We start from the raw sequence: 20,574 nt of genomic DNA on the forward strand, positions 1-20,574 counted from the left end.
CCTGTTGCTCCCGTGGCTCCCGTTTCGCCCGTTGGACCTGTTGGACCTGTCGGACCGGTTGCTCCTGTTGCTCCTGTTGCACCCGTAGCTCCCGTTGCTCCTGGCGCTCCTTGTGCTCCCGTAGCTCCTGTTGCTCCAGTAGCGCCAGTGGCTCCTGTTGCTCCAGTAAATCCTGTAGGTACTGGTCCTACACTGCTTAACACAGTCTGCAGCTTACTATCAAGCAATAATTCTTTCTTGATCGTTTCCTGCAATGTGGACTGGACACTCTGATTCACAATTAACAGTTCACTAATGGTTGCAGGTATTGTCAGACCCGGAAGTGTACCCACTGCATACTGAATCTTCTCTGCTTCCGCATTAATGATGTGTCCCAGGCCCAGCTCTTCCATTGCAATGGACGCTAAAAGTAAGTTAATTGCGTCATCTCTTGTTAAGGTTATAGTAGGACTAATATTAGGTATGTTCGGTTGAGACATGCTACCCCTCCTACACTCAAATTCAAACTTATTCTTATCCTTATTCTATGATGACGAACTACCCTCAGAAGTCTCTTCTGTCCTTATTCCGGTTCGGCATCTGGCATAGTACAGAAGACAAAATATTGTATGTTGCTGAAAATGATTGGTGATATGAATAAAGCCTGTATTTCTCTTTCTCTGTCCATCTGCTGATTTCTGTTCCCTTCAGCAAGTTATAGGCCAATGCCCAACAGCACACTGACATTCTCAAACCAAGATAGCTGGTATGCAGAGAGCCAGCTCTCCTTATTGCATAGCCTCCTCTTACACCAGTGCACATATCTTTTGGTATAAGGCCGGTTCAAGCGTTTATATAAATAAAGAGTACAGAGGTAGGCGGTAACCCTTATGACAGAATCAGCCATTTTCGATGCCAATCCTTCACAATTCGCCATGTAAGATTGACTTTCTACCTTCCTGCATTTTACGATGAATAAATATGATCCATGTAGGTGCTGTGACGACAGCACTACAATAGCTTATAGAAGTAAGGAGGCTCCCAGATGATCTTTACACCCCAGCATAGCAAGCATCTGCATGCTACCGCCCAAGAGCCGCCCGTCGAGTTGTCTCCCCGGTTAATCCGGTTCAAGCATATTGTCATTGCCTTGTTACTGTCGGTCATCTTCTTCCTGCTCTTTTGCTTCATCGCCCTGCATGCTTATATCGCCTGGGTGCTGTCCAATCCAACGGTAGCCCCTCTGTTCTCGAACCCGATGCAAGCCAAAGGAATGGCCTATGAAGAGATTAGCTTTCCCGCCAAGGATGGCAGTCGCATGATGCAGGGCTGGTACATTCCAGCAGAGAAATCCGACAAGACGATCGTCTTCAGCCATGGCTATGGCGCCAATCGTGAAGAGAGCTGGATTCCTATGTATGATCTTGCCCATTACGCGCACCGTCAGAACTTCAATGTCATTATGTTCGACTATGGCTTCGCTTCACAGACCAGCAAGCAGGTCGCAACAGGCGGCAAGGTGGAAGCCCAACAGCTGCTTGGGGCCATTCAGCTGGCCAAGCAGCGTGGGGCACAGAAGGTGGTCGTATGGGGCTTCTCGATGGGCGCAGGCACAGCACTGCAGGCTGGACTGCAGACCAAGGACGTGGATGCCATGATTCTCGACAGTACCTTCCTGCTAGAGCCGGACACACTGTACCATAACATCAAGAATCAGATTGATCTGCCTCGTCATCCGTCACTTGAGATCCTGGAGCTGCTATTCCCGCTTGTCAACGGCACTGGCGTACAGCAGATTCCTTATATGCAAGTCAAGAGTGAGGATTATCCCTTCCCGATCCTGTTCGTGCATGGTACAGAGGATGAGAAGGCACCGTATCCTATTGCCGAGACGCTCGCTGCGAATCAGACGAATCCGGCCTCTGATGTATGGATCATACAAGATGGACTGCATGAGCTACTGTTCCGTCAGCACCCGCGGGAATACTTGCGGCGTGTGTCCACCTTTTTGAGCCAGGCACAGATTGGAGATGAACCGGTTGATTCCACCACGAGTACAGTAGAGACGACGGGCATGTGAACGGAGCGACAGTTACGGATTGAGATACACCCGTAGCTGTCGCTTTTTTTGGCCTAATGAACTTGCGCAGTGTAAGCAAGGGGATATCAGCAGCAGACACACCTCATGCAGCACAGCATCCAGGCCCTCGCATCCATGTTCGCTTGAATTACCGGACTGATTATCCTGATTGGATACATATGTCATAGGACAACAGCTACCAGGAATACACTATGAACAGCGTCAATTCGTCCAATCGGGAGGTAATATTCTCATGTTGCATATTTACGGTAATCTGCTGCCACTGCGCATGCTGGAGGAGATCTGGCATTGGAAGCACCTGGAGAGCAGACATGTACAGACGGTAATCTCGGCTGTACCTGAGCTGGAGCCTGCATATGTTCATCATTTGCAGGATTGGGATCACGTGTTTGAGCGGACGCGCTATAAGGCAGGGGAGCTGTTCAATCAGCTGTGGGAGGAGCAGCTTAAGGCAGATGAGCAGCACGCACTGGAATTGGGTGAAGAGCTGGAGCAGCTACTAGCCGCTGCACAAAGGCAATCGGAGGAGTTCATTCATCAACTATCCCTGTTAGAGACAAGGAGCCGTTCACTACGACACTATCCATCGGCAGCTGACGTACTTCGCCACGCTACAGAGGATAGTCGGTATTTCCTCAGCTCTACACTCCCCTTTCAGCACGAGGGGGCCATCCTGCGTATCTTTGAATATCGCGCCAACAATCCGCAAGGCGAGCGTCCAGTTCCCATCGGAGGACACAAGCTGCCACCCCTTCCCTATCCGTACAATGCTCTGGAACCCTATATCGATGAGAAAACAATGCGGATTCATCACGACAAGCATCACCAGAGCTATGTAGATGGCTTGAATACCGCGGAGAAGAAGCTGGATGAGGCTCGCAAGACAGGGAACTTCGATCTGGTCAAGCACTGGGAGCGAGAGCTGGCCTTTAACGGTGCGGGGCATTACCTGCATACCATTTTCTGGACGATCATGAATCCCAAGGGAGGGGGCAAGCCGGAGGGAACCTTGGCTGAGCAGATCAAGCAGGACTTTGGCAGCTACGAGGCCTTCAAGCAACAATTCAGTCAGGCAGCCGAGAAGGTGGAAGGCGGAGGTTGGGCCATTCTTGTCTGGAGTCCAAGAGCGGGTCGTCTGGAGATTCTCCAGGCCGAGAAGCACCAGAACCTGTCCCAGTGGGATGTCATCCCCCTGCTGCCGCTGGATGTGTGGGAGCATGCCTACTATCTGAAGCATCAAAATGAGCGTAAGAAGTACATTGAGGACTGGTGGAATGTAGTCTACTGGCCTGCTGTTCAGGAGCGCTACAATAAGGCCTCCAAGCTACGCTGGACACCTTATTGACGGGGACTCTACGTCGGTAATATTCCACCAAGGTTGCCCAACGAAGCCCTCTATAATTGCAGTTGTATGTGAATGAAAATAGTGATGTTCAATTGATATCGGTATCATAACGGACTCTTAGAGCCTCCACCTGCTCATCAAGATCAGATAACCCAGCCTCGGCATCCTTCAGCATCTGGAGGGTGCTTGTTTTTTGCACACTAGTCAGAAGTGATTGTATGTAGGCTTCAACCGATGGAACCCCGGCCAGCTCGGCCAGACTGCCCATCGTCTCTGGTACCACCTGTGGGTAGTCATGCGCCGACCCGCCAGCTGCAGTATCATAGAAGCTTCTAACCGTGCGCCCCCGATCCACGCCTGCTCCGGTAACAATAACGAAGGCGGTAATCATGTAGGCCTTGGCCTGCCTCCGCTGCGCGATTCCGCAAAATTTACGCCCGTCAATGCTTAGATCATAGTCCCCTGGGCAAAAGGAGCCTGACACCTCTCCTGCTCTCACGAGCGGATGCCAGAGACGGATCGCATCACCAAGCAGCTGTGCCATCAGCTGAAAATCAGCATGAATTCCGATGCTATGCTGCGGGTTCGGCATAATCAAGGACACATTCAGGACACCGCTATCCAGAAGTACTGCTGCCCCGCCAGATGGACGGACACAGGCATCCAGACCGGATTGACGTAGCTTCTCTAATGCCGCTGTAGCTGCGGGGAGCCGTCGATCACGGTGGCCGATGACCACAGCTCCAGAATGCTGCCATAGATGTAGTACGGGACCAAACTCTCCCCGCCCCACCTTTCTACCCATCAGCTCTTCCCAGGCTAACGGATATAGCACACCTTTTGCGCTCAGCTCTGGCGGTGCCACCTGCAACAGAATTTCTGCGGGGAGCGACGATACTCTCTGGTTACCACTGTCTTGTCTAGTCACGTCTCTTTGACCTCCTCATCCACAAAGTAGCCATTACGCAGACAGGAGGCACTCCATCAGATTCAAAATCTGCTTGGGATGCCTCCTGTCTGTTAGATAAAATATACTGAATTGCTACGAACAGCTTATCGTGATCCAGCTTATATCAGCCTGTATACGTGCCACCGATGATCTGTAGCTCTGTCCCTGAACCTTATTCCTTGATCAGTGATAAGAACTCTGCCCGCTGTGCTGCATCCTGACGGAAGGAGCCGCGTACAGCCGATGTTACGGTCTTGCTTCCGGGCTTCTTGACTCCGCGCGCACACATACACAGATGCTCGCCTTCCACGACCACCATCACGCCATGCGGATGAACAACCTCCGTAAGAATGTCTGCGATCTGGGAGGTAATACGCTCTTGCACCTGCAGACGGCGTGTAATCGCCTCTACTAGTCTTGCCAGCTTGCTAAGACCTACGATCTTGCCGCTAGGCACGTATCCAATATGGACCTTCCCGAAGAAAGGGGCCATATGATGCTCACATTGACTGTAGTACACAATATCCTTCACGATGACAAGCTCCTCATGGTTCTCGTCAAAGGTAATACCCAGCGCTTCACGGGGGTCTACTGCATAGCCCGCGAAAATCTCCTCATACATCCGGGTTACACGTGCCGGTGTCTCCAGCAGCCCTTCCCGCTGAGGGTCCTCGCCAATCAGCTTCAGGATTTGCTCCACATGATATTCGATTTTTTCACGGTTCTCTGTTACCTTGTCGTTCACGTAGTCCTTAACTCCGGCCATTGTTCAACCTCCTTACGCCATATCAGCTGTTGTTGCTGTCTGTGCTCATGCTAGTTATTTCCGGCGACCTTGATTTTTACGCGGTCCGGATTGATTTTTGGCAAACTGTTGGCCTTTCATCATCTGCTGTGCCTGTTGCATCTGTTTGCTGTTCAGATTGTAGCCCATCTGCTTGGCCATTTTTTGCAGAGCCGCAGGGTCACTTTGCATTTTCTCCAGTTGCTTGCGGAGATAATAGGCTCCGATGAAGAATCCCCCGACCAAACCTACGATGAGCGTAATAATTGGAATAATGTAACTCCACATTATGAGCTTGTCACCTCTGTATGTTCATATGTTGCGTGTGCTTTGGGCTCTACGCACTACGATATCATAGCATTTTCCATCATTCCCGGCAAACAAATTGACGGATCATACCATGACCGAATCAATGAATACGGTCGTGTGTACCGCGAGGTCAATTTCCTTAACCTCCAGATCTCCACCATGATCCTTCACAATCCGGATAACCGGACGACTCGGCAAGCCACGATGCTGACGTACAACGACACCTGCTTCCTTCGTGGACAGACGTACCCCACTGCCATTCGGATACACAGAGATGATGCGATTGAACTCGATTAACACCTCATGATCCAGCTCACGGTTCGACATCGCCATAAGCTCCTCACAGGCTTCGTGCGGAAGCATACCACGTCCATTAAACGGATTCACGAGATTATCATAGGTATTGGCTACAGCTACAATCTTGGCATAGATATGGATGTCGTCTGACGCTAGTCCCCTTGGCAAACCTTCACCGTCGACCCGTTCATGGTGCTGAAGCGCCACATGAGCGATCAGCAGATTGAATTCACGCTTGGACTTGAGCAGCTCAAAGCCCTGCCATGTATGATGGTTGCGGGTGATATCCAGAAGCTTCGTCTCGGAACTCAGGTCAATCTTCCCAATATCATGCAAGAGTGCACCTATGGCTAGCTCTCTCAGTTGGGTGGTGTTCAATCCCATATTAATTCCAATCATGGTAGACATGAGGCATACATTAATACCGTGGACATATTGCGCATTATCTACAGTACGAATATCGGTCAGTTGTATGAGCGTCTCTTTGTTACCCATAGCTTCGTCCAGAATCTGATCCACACTAGCTGCTACCTTGCGCGGGCTCCAGTCTTTACCTGAGCGTAGAGCACTGAATGTCTGATTCATCTCGGTGATGACCGCTGTCTTGGTCTGATTACTCAGTACTTCCTCAACTTCGATGTCCTCCAAAGTCGGGTCTTTAATATATAGCATCGTAACACCAATACGATTCAACGTATTAATCATGTACACCGTTAACTGCACGTCTGCGGACAGTAATACTGCCCCATTGCCCGAATATACTGTTTTCCCCAGATATTGACCTGGTTCCACCTTATCTATGCTTACATATTTCATCGTGTCTTCCCCCGTGAATGAGCATCCGCTCTGCTAAAGTCGGTATATCAACGGAACGTGCGCGATTTTTCAAGATCCAGCAGATACGTCTTGACTTGCAAGCCGCCTGCGTAGCCTACGAGCCGACCGTCTGCTCCGCCTACTCGATGACAAGGAATAATGATAGGTAGCGGGTTCTTGTTGTTCGCTCCGCCTACTGCACGCACTGCTTTTGGTCTGTCGATCCGCTGGGCAATCGTTGTGTAGGACACCACATCCCCATAAGGTATATCGGCAAGTGCGCCCCATACTTGTAGCTGGAACGGCGTTCCCTTGATATCCAAAGGAAGCTCGAACGCCTCCCTGCTACCCGCGAAATAAGCCTTCAGCTGATCACCCGCCTCGGCAAGGCGCTCTGGTTCTTGTATAAAGGTATAATCACCGATCCATGTGCGAGCCCATTGCTGAAGCACCGCCTCCTGCACCTGATACGCTCCGAATTCGACTCGGCATAGTCCTTGTTCCGTAGCGCATAGCGTCAAGATCCCTATGGGAGTGTGCAGCTCATCATAGTATACCGGACGGCTGTCAGGCTGCTGCCGGTGGACATTCACGGTACCTCTCGTAGTTTGACTGGGAGTCTCTACCCTTTGTAAGTCTCCTCTATCCTGAGATGCTGGCTCCATGCTCGCCGCTTGACGGGGTGAGCTCCCATTCTGCATATTCGCAGACAACATAGCTGTGGTTGCCTGTGAATCTTCGGCTGCGGTGTGCTCATGCTCCGCTTCACGTTGAGACTTGGTTCCACCTTCGGTGTTGCTTACTGCTCCGTCTTCTTCCCCTTTTAGACGGGAAATGGCCTTATCAAGCATGTCTAATACTTGCTCATGTTGTTCCTTCTCTGTTGCTAATTGGACTGCTCTCATGGCACTCTCCCCTCCAATCTGACTCAATGACCAGGCAGCCGTACCTCTAAGCTCAGGCCGTGGATCATGCAGTAGCACCTCGGTTAGCTTTGGGACAGCACTCTTGTCTTTGAAATTCCCGAGGGCAATGACTGCATTGCGCTGGATAGGCTTCTTGCCCCGCCAGGCAGCGGCACTCTGTCCGAAACGCTCCTTGAACTCCCGATTGCTCAGATCCAGCAATGGTAGCAGCAGCGGCTTCACAATTTCGGGGTCTGGTGTCAGCTCTGGATGCCTGTCCCAATGCTTCCCCTTGTTCTTGGGACATACGATCTGACAGGTGTCACAGCCGTAGAGTCGGTTGCCAATCTTCTTCATGAACTCCTCTTCCAGAAAGCCTTTCGTCTGTGTCAGGAAAGAAATACAGCGCTGTGCATTCAGCTCCCCTGGTCCGACCAATGCCCCCGTTGGACAGGCATCGATGCACTTCGTGCATTCTCCGCATCCCTCCGTCACGGGCTGGTCTGGCTGGAAGGGAATGTTCGTCACCAGCTCCCCCAGGTATATCCATGACCCTAGCTCAGGAGAGATGATTGCACAGTTCTTTCCGCTGAACCCGATGCCAGCCCGTTCCGCTACCGCACGGTCCACCAGCTCTCCCGTGTCAACCATGCTCTTGATGACAGCACCTGGTACGCGGTCTCGTAAATACGCCTCCAGCTTGGACATCGCCTCTCTCAGTACCTCATGGTAGTCACGCCCCCAGGCTGATCGTGATAATATACCGCGATATTTCCCTGGCTCAGAGCGAGGCGGGTCTTTCATTTTGGATGGATACGCGACAGCAATAGAGATCAACGAAGCCGGAACCGCATCATCCAGCGCCGGGTAGACGCGTTTCTCGATATCTGGCTCCTCAAAGCCAGACTCATAGCCTTTGGCCCGGTGCTCCTCCAGTAGCTTCTTCAGGGAGAGAAACGGATCAGCCGCAGCAAAGCCAATCGCATCTATTCCCAAATCAGGTGCTGCTGCTATCACTTCCTGCTTCAGCATCTCCCAGTTGACTCTGACTGGGGTGGCAGCATGGTTCGTAACCAACTTCTATCCCTCCTTATCGACGCATGTGAACGCATCCATATTTTCACAGATTACACACAGAGCCGATACTCACTCCCTCGTGCTCATCCTTCTCTCGTATTCTGTATTCCCCTATGATTCTGTATTTCTAAAATTCCATATTTTACTGACACTCCATACTTCTCTGGACATTTCATATCTCAAGCCACAGCATTGTTAGACTCGCTCCGCTACCTCAACAGCTTGCGTTCATCCCAAGGCCAGAACACGAACTCAGCTCGCCCACTGATAAGATGCCTGTCCACACTGCCGAAATAGCGACTATCCTTGCTGCTTCCGTAGTGACGATTATCTCCCATGACAAAAAAACGTGATTCTTGCAGCTTCAAGGGCCCGTAATTGTCTCCCTCGATCATGGACACCGTATAGGCTTCCAGTTGAAGCTTGCCATTAATATATAATTGTCCATTTCTGATCTCGACCGTATCTCCAGGCACGCCTACGACACGCTTGATTAGCAGCTTTCTCCCGTCGCCATCCGGCTGGGGATCACGGAGCACCACAACCTCACCCCGCTGGGGCTGCCAGAAATGAAAGACCCATTTATTCACAAGCACATGCTGGCCCTCTGTTAATGTCGGGTGCATCGAGTAGCCTCGAACCGTAGATAGGTTAACGATGAACAGGTTCATCAGCAGCACGATCAGCATACCCATTACCGCCATCCTCAGCCATTCCTTAAGCTCTGTGAGCCACGGAGCATCTGTGGTCTTCTGACCCGTGTCTTCCCCGCTTGGAAGCCTGTCCCTTACCGGCGTATCCATATCCTCGCCCCTTCCTAGTGCGCACAGAAGCCGTACAAATAGAAAAGCATATCTCCTGGCCGATTGCAACGGTTAGGGAGATATGCCTTTATGGTAATTTTCACAAACAGCTTGCCAGCCTGCTGTTCAGTTAGGCGCCAAAATACTTAGCTTCTGGAATGCCTGGAGAATCTGATTCGCTCCATATCCCATTGCTTCATACAGTGGCATAGCCGCTTTGTTGTGCTCGTCGCCAGCTACCCAGATCCGGCTAACCTTGCGAGTCTGGAAGCGCTGCTCCATAGCCTCTACCAGAGCTTTGCCGATGCCTTGTCTCCGGTGGTCCGGATGAATGGCAATGCGGTAATAGCAGCCATGGTTCTGGTCAATCGTGCCAATCAAGGCACCTACCAGCTTACCCTCGTCCTCTGCAACCACAATAAGATCCGAATCCCAAGACAATTGACGGGCAAATGCCCCAATAGTATTAGTGTAACACTCTTCAGATAATGCATCTTGCATAAGTTCAGTAACTTGGCTAACATCACTCAACTGAAAGGAACGAATCTGCATAATGTAATATCTCCCTTTTCGTAGCATAATAAAATGTACACTCATCCGGAACCAGCACACAAGACAAAGCCGGTTGAGCTGCCTATACTATATATGTACTGGATTAATGTAATTTTGCAGTGACAAATGTTGTGCGAATCAACTGACAACTCGCAGAATGTGTCGAAAATGGGACACCCGACCGTGACATGTGGAAAAAGCGGCCTGCCATAAGGAATCTACATTAGATTTCTACTTCAGCGCTCTTTATACTCTCCTAGTATTGTAAAATATTTGTGACAATAAAGTGACAAAAAAAGCCGACTAGGAGGGCTCACTCAATTATTAAACCACAAAATAAGTCATATTTCATCTCATTTTTTGTGCAACCGCTTACTATAAAACGCTTACATTTTTACTTATATTTAACCAAACGTTCGTATTTCAAGAAATGTATAGCTTCTCTGTTCCAGGAAATGCTATGACATGCCTATTCCTAACCTCGAGGTATTTTTTAAACAAAAATGTTGAAAAAATATGTGGAATGCGGTTTAATATAAGTGTCGAGGGTATTATTACATAGGAACACCTTAACAACTATCTAACTCAGGAGGGATTTTATCATGGCATTTGAATTACCAGCACTTCCTTACTCCAATGACGCACTTGAACCGCATATCGACGCGTTGACTATGGAGATTCACCACGACCGTCACCACAACACATATGTAACGAACCTGAATGCTGCACTGGAAAGCGCACCTGAGCTGCAAAGCAAAAGCCTGGAAGACCTGATCTCCAACCTGGATAGCGTTCCTGAAAGCATCCGTACTGCTGTTCGCAACAACGGTGGTGGACATGCTAACCATACGCTGTTCTGGGAAGTGATCGGACCGAACGGCGGCGGACAGCCAACTGGCGCAATCGCTGACGCGATCGGCAGCGAGCTTGGCGGCTATGATAAATTCAAAGAAGACTTCACCAAAGCAGCTACCACTCGCTTCGGCAGTGGCTGGGCATGGCTCGTAGTTGGCAAAGACGGCAAGCTGGCAATCACTAGCACGCCTAACCAAGACAGCCCGCTGATGGAAGGTCAGACTCCGGTTCTCGGACTGGACGTGTGGGAGCACGCATACTACCTGAACTATCAGAACAAACGCCCTGCTTACATTGAAGCTTTCTTCAACGTAATCAACTGGGATGAAGTGAACAAACGCTACGCAGCAGCAAAATAAGCGGTGTGACGTGACGAGTACCCTGTCGACCTTCCGAGGTCGGCGGGGTACTTTTTTTGTATTATTTTTATTGTGTTATATTTTTGTAGCTTTCGTTCCAATCCTGCAGGACAATACAAACAGCCAAGAGCGATCCCATATAGCTATGGAATGCGCCTCTTGGCTATTCACAATGATGGTTCACAGAATATCGCTTCTACCATCGCTGATACTCATTGCTGCTGAAAATATCCACGAATAATATCCAAAAAGACCTTCGGAAACGCCAGCGTCTCCATATCCTTCTCCTGAATCCAGCGTAATGACGGTGCGGCAGCAAGCTGCTCACTGCTGTCATGTCCGCCCACTTCAACCATCACAGACAAGCCTCCATCTAGTGAACCGCCATCTGCTGAACTTCCAGCTGATAAGCTCCCCCCTAATGAGTCGCCGTCCAATGAAGCGCTGCCTGATGAAGTACCATCCGCTGTGCCACGATCAGGTACCAGCGTATATTCTGTCCTAGACTCCGCGACTCTTTGCTCCGAGTCCGATATCACTTCAGGCTGTATGCCAGCCTGTACGCCTTCTGTCGTAAGAGCCATGGCTTCGATTCGATTACCCTTCACCAGCGTGGGCTCCTCCATACAACGATACACCCGCAGGTTCCAGTGAATATGGCTGAAAGTATGCTCTGCTTCTCGCAGGAAGCCTAGCGGCTGCAGCCCAATGCCCTCCTCACGCAGACTGCCTGCAAGCCAATCCATCGCCGGCTCATCCGGTACAGGACCGTCTACACCGCTCGGCGAAGCAGGTACATGCGGCAGCTCCCACATGCGAGCCAGCAGCCCAGTAGCCGGACGCTGACGTACCAGAATACGCCCTGCGTGCTCGCCCACACCCTCGATCAGGGCTACCGAGCGCTGCTCCAAGCGTGGCGGCTTGGCCTTCGTCTTCACGGGTAAGGTCTCCTCTCGCCCAGCAAGTCTTCCAGCACAATGCTCCATCACAGGGCAGGTGAGACAATGCGGCGATTTTGGCGTACAGACGAGTGCCCCCAGCTCCATCAAGGCCTGGTTGAAATCCGAGGCCCGCTGATCGGGAATGAGCTCGCGTACCAGCTCCTCCATCGCAGCACGAGTGCTGCCCTTCATAATATCGTCCTCGATCAGGAACTGACGCGATAGCACACGCATCACATTTCCATCCACAGCGGGCTCTGGACGATTGAAGGCGATACTCATGATAGCCCCGGTCGTGTAGGGTCCAACCCCTTTTAGCGCAGCTACAGCCACACGATCATCGGGGACGTTACCCCCATGCAGCTCCATGACCTGCCTGGCAGCCTGCTGCAGATTCCGGGCACGGGAATAATAGCCCAGCCCTTCCCAATGCTTGAGCACATCCTCCTCCGGTGCCTCTGCCAAAGCCTGAATGGTCGGAAAACGGTCGATGAATCGGTGAAAGTAGGGAATCACTGTATCCACTCTCGTCTGCTGCAGCATAATCTCGGACACCCATATGAAAAAAGGATCACGATGTCTTCGCCACGGCAAATCACGTTTATTAACCATATACCAGCCTAGTAGCTCTCTACTAAAATACCGTTGATGCTCCATTCTATTCATTGTATACCATATCTCCTGTGAACCGTATTATGTCGTCGTCACCCGCTCTACCACGGCAAAAGCCGAAGCCATGGCTGGCTGATGCGTAATGCTGATATGAACTGTATGTTGCTGTGCCTGCAGCCCCAGCCTATGCCAAGCCTCATCTGAGATACACACCACAGGTCGCCCGCCCTCGGCAGGCAATATACTTATATCCGTAAAAGAGAGCTTACCCCCAATTCCGCAGCCAAATGCCTTGCTGATGGCTTCCTTCGCCGCGAATCGTCCGGCCACGAATTCAGCAAGTCTGGCTGCACGCTGCTCCGCCAGCGTCCGTTCCGCATCGGTCAGCACCCTTCGCATAAATGCCTGTCCTATTGAGCGCTCCAGTATGGCAGTGATTCTGCCAATCTCAATGATATCGTGTCCGATCCCGTAGATGATGTTCATCACCTTCTCTTCTGCTTCAAAATGTACGACTTGGCTCCAATTGTAGCACCAATGTTGGTAGTAAAGCCTTTTCGCCATGAAATAGGCCACTCCTTATTGTAGCAGGTTGCTGTGCCTGCTGGCGAGTCTCTTCGCCTTCCAAAAGCTTGCATGCTAAAATGGAATAGAATCCCTTATATTCAAGGAGGTACTGAAAATGCCACAGACATGGACCATCTCCGCTGGACCTGACCAAGCCATCCAAGCCTCATTGTATACGGCTCATAATCGAGCCAAAGCAGTCATCATTATCGCACATGGCTTCAAGGGATTTAAGGACTGGGGCATGTTCCCCTATGTAGCTGAAGCTTTGCGATCCGGCTATCATGTAGTTACCTTTAATTTCTCGCACAATGGTATAGGCGCGGACATGGAGAGCTTCACAGAGCTGGAGAAATTCGCTGTGAATACCTACAGACGCGAACAGGCTGATCTGGAGTCTGTCATCCATGCTCTGAAGGACAGGTCCGATCTGCGTGAGCTCCCCTTATTCCTGCTCGGCCATAGCCGCGGGGCAGGGAGCTGCTTCGTCTATGCACTGGATCATCCGGATCAGGTGACAGGCGTCATTTCCTGGAATGGGGTCACGGATCTCGATTTATTTACGGAGGAGCAAAAGCAGGAGATGCGCGAGTTGGGCCGCTCTCATGTTGAGAATACCCGGACAGGCCAGCAACTGCCGCTCGATGTCATCATTCTGGAGGATCTGGAACGGAACAAGGAGCAATACGCGATCATTGATCGGCTCGCCGCTTCACCCTTGCAGGCTGTGCTTATTCAAGGCACCGAGGACAGCTCCCGCTTGCGCAAGGGCTCCGCACGCCTGACTGCCGTTCGACCAGATATAGAATGGGTGCAGATTGAAGGTGGCGGACATACCTTCAATACGGTCCATCCCTTTGCAGGAACGACGCCGCAGCTCAACAAGGCGATTACAGAGACGCATCGCTTCATGGAGCGATTATTGAACCCATCCCTTGCCTGATACTGCCCCTGTCACATCCTCAGCCACCTAAGATGCAGTCTCTTATACCCTAGTACATAGGTAGAGGTATGTAAGAAAATCAATCTTAAAAAGCCGCAAGACTCCAGATGGTTATCCAGAGCCTTGCGGCTTTAATCAACGGTCATTAGATGCCTGGGATGCTTGTCCGCTTATGAGCAGTGCGGGTGAAATAATTCTCCAGAATCTCACGGGCTTTGGGATCAATATCCTTGCCCTCCAGATAATCGCTATTATCGTCATAGCTGATGCCCAGCTCGCCTTCGTCTGTCTGACCTTCCCACAGCCCTGCAGACGGCGCCTTGTCCAGAATCGGCTGAGGCACACCCAGATAGGCTGCCAGCTGGCGGACCTGACGCTTGTTCAGACTCGACAGCGGCGTAATATCTACCGCTCCATCACCCCACTTGGTGTAGAAGCCGGTAATCGCCTCGGAAGCGTGGTCTGTCCCGACAACGAGCAGATTCAGCTCATTCGCCAGAGCGTATTGTACGACCATGCGCGTTCTCGCCTTCACATTACCTTTGCCCTGATACGTCATGGAGCGATCCATCCCCATGGATTGGAAGGACTTCTCGACCTCCAGTGCGATATCATTCACAGGCTGTTCAATATTCGTCTCGGCCGTGTGCTTCAGGTTGAAAGCCTTGGCTACAGAGTAGCTGTCCTCAATATCCTGCTGTGTACCAAAAGGCTGGAATACGCCAAGCGTCATGAATGGCCCTTCCTGCTCCTCATTCAGCTCATCGGTTGCCCGCTTGCACAGGGCTGTCGCTACAGCACTATCAATTCCCCCGCTAATGGCGATCAGCAAGCCCTTAGAGCCTGTCTTTTGGACGTAGCTCTTCAGGAAATCAACCCGCTTGCGTACCTCTGTCTCCTCATTAATGGTAGGCTGAACGCCCAGCTCTGCAATGATTTGTTCCTGTAAACTCATTCTTACACCTCATTTTTAATTGTTATTTCCTGAGTCTATGCATTCTACACATGACTTTCATTAACCACATATGTGGTTCGAGCCTACATCAATTATAAAACGGAGTCCTACAGCTGCTCGATGTACTTTCTAACAGGCAGGGGTGAGAGACCGTAATAAATATGTAAAACGCCCCGGCAGTTTTCGATAGACGAAAGATGCAGGAGCGTTATGGAGTCCGTTGTCTTAACGGCAGAAACGGTCAAACGCGCTAGTCAGATCCTCCGCAATCTGCTGTGCAGAACGGTCCTCAACCTGATGACGTTCGATGAAGTGAACCAGCTCGCCGTCCTTAAGCAATGCAATGGATGGGGAAGAAGGCGGATACGGCGCGAAATACTCGCGTGCCTTGGCCGTTGCTTCCTTATCCTGTCCAGCAAAGACTGTGAACAGGTGGTCTGGTGTGATATCGTGCTGCAGAGCCTGTGCTACACCTGGACGGCATTGCCCAGCCGCACAGCCGCATACCGAGTTAATGACTACAAGGGCAGTCCCCTTGGCATTAGGAAGCTGAGCTTCTACCTCTTCGACAGTACGCAGCTCTTGAACGCCCAGCGCAGTCAGTTCATCCCGCATAGGTTGAACCATGTCTCTCATATATTGGTCGAATGACATTGACATGTGTATGTCCACTCCTTCATTTCCGTTGGATTGGTTATTTGTTGACAGATCTCTCTGTCAATAAACTTTGATATAAAAATCGCCACAACTGAAACTTATTTTCTTACTTATTATACAGGCAAGCTCTTCGAATGCAAAGTAGAACCCGCGTCCTCGCTTGCACGAAACCCTTTATACAGCAGAAACTTCTGCAATTTTACGAAACTTCACGATGAAAGAGGTTCCCTCCCCTTCCGTAGACTTCACGATGATCGTACCATGATGGCGCTCAGCTATGCTCATGCACAGCGCAAGTCCTAGTCCGGTCCCCTTGCTCTTGGTCGTGTAGAAGGGTTCGAACAATCGGTCAATCTGACTTTGCGGGATTCCAGGTCCAGTATCACGCACCTCCAGCTCAACGTAATCGGGGCAGGAGCGAGTCGACAGAGTTAAAGTCCCCTTATCGTTCATCGCTTCCATCGCGTTGCGCGACAGGTTAAGTATCAGCTGCTTCATTTCCTTAGAATTCATATGCAATGAGGATACGCTGTCTGACAGCTTAAGCTCTATACTCTGTCCTCTAAGATTGGCATCAGCCCACAAAAGTGGACTTAGTTCCTGTATAATGCTATGAAGGTGCATTTCCTCTTTCTCGACGGCACGATTCTGTGCCAGAGACAGGAAATCCGTAATGATTCCATTGGCTCGATCCAGCTCATCCATCACAATTCGGTAGTAGTGGTGTAAGGAGGCGGGGCTTTTCTCACGCATCAGCTGAAGAAATCCCCTCACTACAGCCATCGGATTGCGGATCTCGTGCGTAATACCTGCTGCCATCTGGCCGACAAGACTGAGTCTCTCGACATTGCCCATCTCGCTGCGGAGCACCTCCAGCTCTGTCGTATCCTGCGCGGAGATCAGCACACCAGTAATCTCCTGTGTCTGATAGTCACGTAGAGGAGCAAGATTAGATAAGTAGGAGTGCTGACCGTAACGGAGCAGTTCCGTGACTTTATCTCCCCCCATAACGGCCTGAAAACGTCTTCGAAAACCGTTCATATAATGAGGCGAGGTGAACTCTGGTATCTTCTTCCCAATCACGTCTTCCATTTGCAGACTCACTTGATCCCGCTGGTACAGGCGAAGCATGATCTTGTTCATAAATACAACAGATTCCTCATGATCCAGCACCATGACAGCTAGTGGCAGTGCCTCAGAGATTTGCCTGAACTTGTCGGCTTCATTCAGATATTTCGTCATAAGCTGGTCGAAGTCCCTCGATCGCTGCTGACTCTCTGTAACCCTCTCAACGGCATAGACATGAAGTAGTGGAAGCAAGAGCATCGCAGCCAAGCTGCTGAGCAAGATGGCTACACCTGGCAATCGAAATAAATATGTATAATCAAAGGATAGCCACGGAATCAAGCTGGCCAGGCTCCAGTGAATCGCAGACAATGTGGAGATAATCCAATATTTCTGGGCGGTGGATCTCATTTTAAAATGAAATGAAACCAGCCATAGTAATGGAATCAGTAGCACACCAGAATGGAGAACCAGATTCGACATCGACAAGAGGTCTGAGGCTCCAAAGTGAAGAAGCATACTGGAGCATAGGAGTATTATGCCCGTTAACGTGTTACCATATAGTACGCCGGTCATCAAAGGAACAATTCCGAGATTCAGAATGACGCCGGGGATTAACTCCTGTTGAAACAAGGTGCTGAGCCATATCGACGGCAGACAAGCAAGCAGAATCACCCATTCCAGATGCAACTGACTCTTGCCGCTGCGCTTGAAGTAGCCCGTGATCCATCCCTTGGGCAGTACGCAGAATAGGCCTGCCGTTACAGCAGCTAGAAGAATCTGGAGTACAATGTCCTTCATCACGGTAAAAATGACCATCTCCTCCTCCTAATGGCTGCAACTGATAGTTCGATTAAAACATAGGCAACAATATATTACAATAATATGTAATAACTTCCGAGATTATGTTCAGTTAAGTCGGAAAAATGTATCTTTAGCACTAATGAAAAAGGAAGATAATATAACAATGACATATGAATTGATAGTAATAGGGGCTGGCTCAGCGGGCCTGATGGCTGCTGCCGCTGCTGGTGAAGCGGGAGCACGTGTGCTTTTGCTCGAAAAAGGTGACAAGCTGGGGCGGAAGCTCGGTATTTCTGGCGGTGGACGCTGCAATGTGACGAATGCGAAGGAATTAGATGAGCTTATTCGCCATATTCCGGGTAACGGGCGTTTTTTGCATAGCGCGCTGGCGAATTTTAGCAACAGGGATATTGCTGCCTTCTTCGAGCAGTTGGGGATTCGACTGAAGGAAGAGGATCATGGTCGAATGTTCCCGATCACGGATAAAGCCAAGTCTGTGGTTGATGCTCTTGTACGGAAGGTACGCAGTGTTGGAGTGGATATTCGGACGAACTGTCCCGTAGCGGAGGTGCTGTATACAGAAGGAGCAGTCTCTGGCGTTCGCCTGCGCAATGGCGAGAAGATTCGCTGCGAGAAGGTTATTGTGGCCGTAGGCGGCAAATCCGTCCCCCATACCGGCTCGGAGGGAGATGGCTACGCCTGGGCAGAGCAAGCTGGGCATACGATCACAGAGCTGTATCCGACTGAAGTACCGTTAGTGTCAAATGAGCCTGTGATCCAGAGCAAAGAGCTTCAAGGTCTTTCCCTGCGTGAGGTGTCACTGACCGTGTGGAGTGCCAAGAATAAAAAGATCGTCACCCACGAGGGAGATATGATCTTCACCCACTTTGGCCTCTCGGGTCCAGCGGCCCTGCGTTGTAGCCAGTTCGTCGTGAAGGAGCTGAAGAAGAATGGCGGCGGTAACGTTCTGCTGACCATTGATCTACTTCCACAGCTTCGTGAGCAGGAGATCTATGACGAGAGCTATGCGCTGGCTGCACAGGATGCCAAGAAGGCCATCAGGAATGTACTCAAAGGATACGTGCCGGAGAAGCTCGTGCCGATCCTGTTGGAGCAAAGCGGACTATCTGGCGACATCACCTATGCCCATATTCCGAAGCAGCAATGGATGGAGCTTGCCAAATGCATCAAGGCCATTCCCGTCCGAATCAGCGGGACCCGCTCCATTAAGGAAGCCTTTGTCACCGGCGGTGGTGTATATCTGAAGGAGATTGATCCTCGCAGTATGGAATCGAAGCTCATGTCGGGGCTCTATTTCTGTGGTGAGATTCTCGACATTCATGGTTATACTGGAGGCTATAACATTACGGCTGCCTTCACCACCGGGCATAATGCCGGGACGCATGCGGCTTCCACCTTGAAGGGTCGCGGCTAGTTCCGTAATCAGATTCAATGTGAGTGCTGGTCACTGCAGACAAAGAGCCTGTCAGCTACGCTTTAAGTACTAGTATCGTAGGTTCGAATTATTACTGTATGCCCCACTTTATGCTACACATCATTAAGCAAGCCCTCTGCCGCCCCATGATTACATCGTGGGAATGCGGTACAGAGGGCTTGTGCTCGTATTCATAGTTCTGGCTTTCACCGTTATGTCCCCTGATGGTCCTATGCCTTCACGCTACCCGAGAATCCGTCAACATCTGGCTCCGGCAGGCTATCACTGCTCACATTCCGACCAGACATGGAGGATTCCAGCGACTGATAGCTATCAATAGCTCCTGTGCTATAGGCCTCACTCCAATCCTCATTCACGGTGTGGGCAGGAATAATAATTCCCCCAGCTTCGTACGCATGAGGTGTAGCATCGTAAGCCAGAGACGTTCCTGGTAGCTGTAGCTGCCCTCCATGAAGCTGGCAAATCTCTAGTGCAGATTCCACGTCCTGATTCTCAATCTGCAGTCTGACCTCTCCTCCCCCTGCATGCTCTGCCTCATAGCCAATCTCACGCAAGGTGTCGCATGCGGATGCTGCTGCTCCTTCATTGGCAAAGTAGAACTGAATTGACGCCGCTTCTGTATTCATCACTTTTCCCTCCACATTCAAGATTTCTTATTATTAATATAACCACTTCCAACCTTTTCATAATGGCCTGATTAAGCATCTGGCTAACGAGGTTGATTCGTGAGGTCTGAGCAAGAGATTTTGTGAGGATTACGTGAAATATTGATTGTCTTTTAAAATTGAATAATTAAAAATACAGTTAGTGTGACAAACCTCATGTCGCGATGTTCGGCTGTTCCTGTACACTTGTTTCATGGGCATGGTTGCCCGGTCACTATGGATCGAGCGGTCGAGGACCCCAAATTCATATCGAAGGCGGAATGAATATGCTTGATACCCCAACGCTGCAGACGCAGCAATCCATGCATCTTCACAGCGTGTTCTCCAAATCGTTCAAAAGTATAAGCGAACACGCAGTGACAGGAATTAAGACAGCGGGCTTCAATCCTACGGCATTCGCCGTTATGGAAGTACTGTATCATAAGGGACAACAGCCGATTCAGCAGGTGGGAGCGAAGTTGCTGCTACAGAGCGGTAATGTCACCTACGTTATTGATAAGCTGGAGAGCAAAGGCTATCTGTATCGTCAGCCGTGTCCACAGGATCGCCGGATTATCTACGCTGATTTGACCCCAGAGGGACGAAGAGTCATGGATGAAATCTACCCTTCCTACACCAGACAAATTGATAGGGCTTTCAGTGGGATTAGCGAAGACGAGAAGGAAACTCTCATTCGTCTCCTGAAAAAATTGGGACGCAGCGCTGAGAATCTGGCTGCAGGCTCCCATAAGTAAGCCAGTACCTACCATCACGAAAGTGGATACCTTATCGGTAACTG

Annotated in this window: 19 protein-coding genes and 1 pseudogene; 6 read left to right on the forward strand and 14 right to left on the reverse strand. The window is 50.5% G+C overall.

The annotated features are described in order from the left end of the window. Positions 1–479, reverse strand: a pseudogene (locus K331_RS32560) (collagen-like protein); the annotation flags it as partial. A 545-nt stretch (positions 480–1,024) separates the two neighbouring features. Here K331_RS32560 and K331_RS0128240 point away from each other — a divergent pair. Together K331_RS0128240 and K331_RS0128245 are read left to right on the forward strand one after the other, a co-directional pair. Continuing rightward, positions 1,025–2,059, forward strand: a complete 1,035-nt coding sequence (locus tag K331_RS0128240; RefSeq protein ID WP_028592918.1) for an alpha/beta hydrolase — start codon at positions 1,025–1,027, stop codon at positions 2,057–2,059. 253 nt (positions 2,060–2,312) lie between these two features. Continuing rightward, positions 2,313–3,425 carry a superoxide dismutase gene (locus K331_RS0128245; RefSeq protein WP_028592919.1) on the forward strand — a complete coding sequence of 371 codons (1,113 nt, stop codon included), beginning with the start codon at positions 2,313–2,315 and terminating at the stop codon, positions 3,423–3,425. Between the two features lie 88 nt (positions 3,426–3,513). Here K331_RS0128245 and K331_RS0128250 read toward each other — a convergent pair whose 3' ends face one another. The 7 genes from K331_RS0128250 to K331_RS0128280 form a co-directional block, all read right to left on the reverse strand. Beyond that, a complete protein-coding gene (locus K331_RS0128250; RefSeq protein WP_028592920.1) occupies positions 3,514–4,353 on the reverse strand; it encodes a lipoate--protein ligase family protein in 840 nt (279 codons plus the stop codon). 193 nt (positions 4,354–4,546) lie between these two features. Then, positions 4,547–5,140 carry a GTP cyclohydrolase I FolE gene (folE, locus tag K331_RS0128255; protein WP_028592921.1) on the reverse strand — a complete coding sequence of 198 codons (594 nt, stop codon included), beginning with the start codon at positions 5,138–5,140 and terminating at the stop codon, positions 4,547–4,549. A gap of 54 nt (positions 5,141–5,194) precedes the next feature. Then, positions 5,195–5,446 (reverse strand): YneF family protein, encoded by a 252-nt coding sequence (locus K331_RS0128260; RefSeq protein WP_404821539.1) that lies wholly within the window; start codon positions 5,444–5,446, stop codon positions 5,195–5,197. Positions 5,447–5,551: 105 nt separating this feature from the next. Next, positions 5,552–6,580, reverse strand: coding sequence for an HD-GYP domain-containing protein (locus K331_RS0128265; RefSeq protein ID WP_028592923.1), 1,029 nt, complete (start codon positions 6,578–6,580; stop codon positions 5,552–5,554). A gap of 47 nt (positions 6,581–6,627) precedes the next feature. Beyond that, positions 6,628–8,517 carry a tRNA epoxyqueuosine(34) reductase QueG gene (queG, locus tag K331_RS0128270; RefSeq protein WP_051290093.1) on the reverse strand — a complete coding sequence of 630 codons (1,890 nt, stop codon included), beginning with the start codon at positions 8,515–8,517 and terminating at the stop codon, positions 6,628–6,630. 254 nt (positions 8,518–8,771) lie between these two features. Next, complete coding sequence (gene lepB / locus K331_RS0128275) at positions 8,772–9,365, reverse strand: signal peptidase I (protein ID WP_028592925.1); 594 nt, start codon at positions 9,363–9,365, stop codon at positions 8,772–8,774. Between the two features lie 126 nt (positions 9,366–9,491). Further along, positions 9,492–9,917: a GNAT family N-acetyltransferase gene (locus K331_RS0128280; RefSeq protein WP_018887390.1), complete on the reverse strand. Its 426-nt coding sequence runs from the start codon at positions 9,915–9,917 to the stop codon at positions 9,492–9,494. A 602-nt stretch (positions 9,918–10,519) separates the two neighbouring features. Here K331_RS0128280 and K331_RS0128285 point away from each other — a divergent pair. Continuing rightward, a complete protein-coding gene (locus tag K331_RS0128285; protein ID WP_018887391.1) occupies positions 10,520–11,131 on the forward strand; it encodes a superoxide dismutase in 612 nt (203 codons plus the stop codon). A 212-nt stretch (positions 11,132–11,343) separates the two neighbouring features. Here the strand turns inward: K331_RS0128285 and mutY are convergent, their stop codons facing one another. Beyond that, positions 11,344–12,738: an A/G-specific adenine glycosylase gene (gene mutY, locus K331_RS0128290; RefSeq protein ID WP_028592926.1), complete on the reverse strand. Its 1,395-nt coding sequence runs from the start codon at positions 12,736–12,738 to the stop codon at positions 11,344–11,346. Positions 12,739–12,765: 27 nt separating this feature from the next. Next, a complete protein-coding gene (gene acpS, locus K331_RS0128295; RefSeq protein ID WP_028592927.1) occupies positions 12,766–13,164 on the reverse strand; it encodes a holo-ACP synthase in 399 nt (132 codons plus the stop codon). A gap of 202 nt (positions 13,165–13,366) precedes the next feature. Here acpS and K331_RS0128300 point away from each other — a divergent pair, with 202 nt between their 5' ends. Further along, on the forward strand, positions 13,367–14,194 hold the full coding sequence (locus K331_RS0128300; protein WP_028592928.1) for an alpha/beta hydrolase family protein: 828 nt from the start codon (positions 13,367–13,369) through the stop codon (positions 14,192–14,194). A gap of 145 nt (positions 14,195–14,339) precedes the next feature. On the opposite strand, the gene nadE is transcribed toward K331_RS0128300, so the two are convergent. The 3 genes from nadE to K331_RS0128315 all read right to left on the reverse strand — a co-directional run bounded on the left by nadE (position 14,340) and on the right by K331_RS0128315 (position 17,690). Then, positions 14,340–15,149: an ammonia-dependent NAD(+) synthetase gene (gene nadE / locus K331_RS0128305; protein ID WP_028592929.1), complete on the reverse strand. Its 810-nt coding sequence runs from the start codon at positions 15,147–15,149 to the stop codon at positions 14,340–14,342. A gap of 225 nt (positions 15,150–15,374) precedes the next feature. After that, entirely contained in the window at positions 15,375–15,809 is a 435-nt protein-coding gene (locus K331_RS0128310) for a BrxA/BrxB family bacilliredoxin (RefSeq protein WP_028592930.1), read from the reverse strand. Positions 15,810–15,980: 171 nt separating this feature from the next. Then, positions 15,981–17,690, reverse strand: a complete 1,710-nt coding sequence (locus K331_RS0128315; RefSeq protein WP_226383718.1) for an ATP-binding protein — start codon at positions 17,688–17,690, stop codon at positions 15,981–15,983. 148 nt (positions 17,691–17,838) lie between these two features. Between K331_RS0128315 and K331_RS0128320 the strand changes: the two genes are divergently transcribed. After that, positions 17,839–19,110 carry a BaiN/RdsA family NAD(P)/FAD-dependent oxidoreductase gene (locus K331_RS0128320; RefSeq protein WP_028592932.1) on the forward strand — a complete coding sequence of 424 codons (1,272 nt, stop codon included), beginning with the start codon at positions 17,839–17,841 and terminating at the stop codon, positions 19,108–19,110. A gap of 230 nt (positions 19,111–19,340) precedes the next feature. On the opposite strand, the gene K331_RS0128325 is transcribed toward K331_RS0128320, so the two are convergent. Beyond that, positions 19,341–19,757: a hypothetical protein gene (locus K331_RS0128325; RefSeq protein ID WP_036636124.1), complete on the reverse strand. Its 417-nt coding sequence runs from the start codon at positions 19,755–19,757 to the stop codon at positions 19,341–19,343. Between the two features lie 305 nt (positions 19,758–20,062). On the opposite strand from K331_RS0128325, the gene K331_RS0128330 reads away from it, so the two are divergent. Further along, positions 20,063–20,530, forward strand: a complete 468-nt coding sequence (locus K331_RS0128330) for a MarR family winged helix-turn-helix transcriptional regulator (protein WP_018887400.1) — start codon at positions 20,063–20,065, stop codon at positions 20,528–20,530. The last annotated feature ends 44 nt before the right edge of the window (positions 20,531–20,574 follow it).

The organism is Paenibacillus massiliensis subsp. panacisoli DSM 21345 (assembly GCF_000426545.1).
GTDB lineage: Bacteria > Bacillota > Bacilli > Paenibacillales > Paenibacillaceae > Paenibacillus > Paenibacillus panacisoli.

Excerpts from the sequence above, each read along its gene's own strand:
- K331_RS0128260 (WP_404821539.1), bottom strand. The coding sequence starts at position 5,446 with ATGTGGAGTTACATTATTCCAATTATTACGCTCATCGTAGGTTTGGTC.
- mutY (WP_028592926.1), bottom strand. The coding sequence starts at position 12,738 with ATGAATAGAATGGAGCATCAACGGTATTTTAGTAGAGAGCTACTAGGC.
- K331_RS0128320 (WP_028592932.1), top strand. The coding sequence starts at position 17,839 with ATGACATATGAATTGATAGTAATAGGGGCTGGCTCAGCGGGCCTGATG.
- K331_RS0128240 (WP_028592918.1), top strand. The coding sequence starts at position 1,025 with ATGATCTTTACACCCCAGCATAGCAAGCATCTGCATGCTACCGCCCAA.
- K331_RS0128265 (WP_028592923.1), bottom strand. The coding sequence starts at position 6,580 with ATGAAATATGTAAGCATAGATAAGGTGGAACCAGGTCAATATCTGGGG.
- K331_RS0128285 (WP_018887391.1), top strand. The coding sequence starts at position 10,520 with ATGGCATTTGAATTACCAGCACTTCCTTACTCCAATGACGCACTTGAA.
- K331_RS0128310 (WP_028592930.1), bottom strand. The coding sequence starts at position 15,809 with ATGTCAATGTCATTCGACCAATATATGAGAGACATGGTTCAACCTATG.
- K331_RS0128325 (WP_036636124.1), bottom strand. The coding sequence starts at position 19,757 with ATGAATACAGAAGCGGCGTCAATTCAGTTCTACTTTGCCAATGAAGGA.
- K331_RS0128245 (WP_028592919.1), top strand. The coding sequence starts at position 2,313 with ATGTTGCATATTTACGGTAATCTGCTGCCACTGCGCATGCTGGAGGAG.
- folE (WP_028592921.1), bottom strand. The coding sequence starts at position 5,140 with ATGGCCGGAGTTAAGGACTACGTGAACGACAAGGTAACAGAGAACCGT.
- K331_RS0128280 (WP_018887390.1), bottom strand. The coding sequence starts at position 9,917 with ATGCAGATTCGTTCCTTTCAGTTGAGTGATGTTAGCCAAGTTACTGAA.
- lepB (WP_028592925.1), bottom strand. The coding sequence starts at position 9,365 with ATGGATACGCCGGTAAGGGACAGGCTTCCAAGCGGGGAAGACACGGGT.
- queG (WP_051290093.1), bottom strand. The coding sequence starts at position 8,517 with ATGCTGAAGCAGGAAGTGATAGCAGCAGCACCTGATTTGGGAATAGAT.
- K331_RS0128315 (WP_226383718.1), bottom strand. The coding sequence starts at position 17,690 with ATGGTCATTTTTACCGTGATGAAGGACATTGTACTCCAGATTCTTCTA.
- K331_RS0128300 (WP_028592928.1), top strand. The coding sequence starts at position 13,367 with ATGCCACAGACATGGACCATCTCCGCTGGACCTGACCAAGCCATCCAA.
- nadE (WP_028592929.1), bottom strand. The coding sequence starts at position 15,149 with ATGAGTTTACAGGAACAAATCATTGCAGAGCTGGGCGTTCAGCCTACC.
- K331_RS0128330 (WP_018887400.1), top strand. The coding sequence starts at position 20,063 with ATGCTTGATACCCCAACGCTGCAGACGCAGCAATCCATGCATCTTCAC.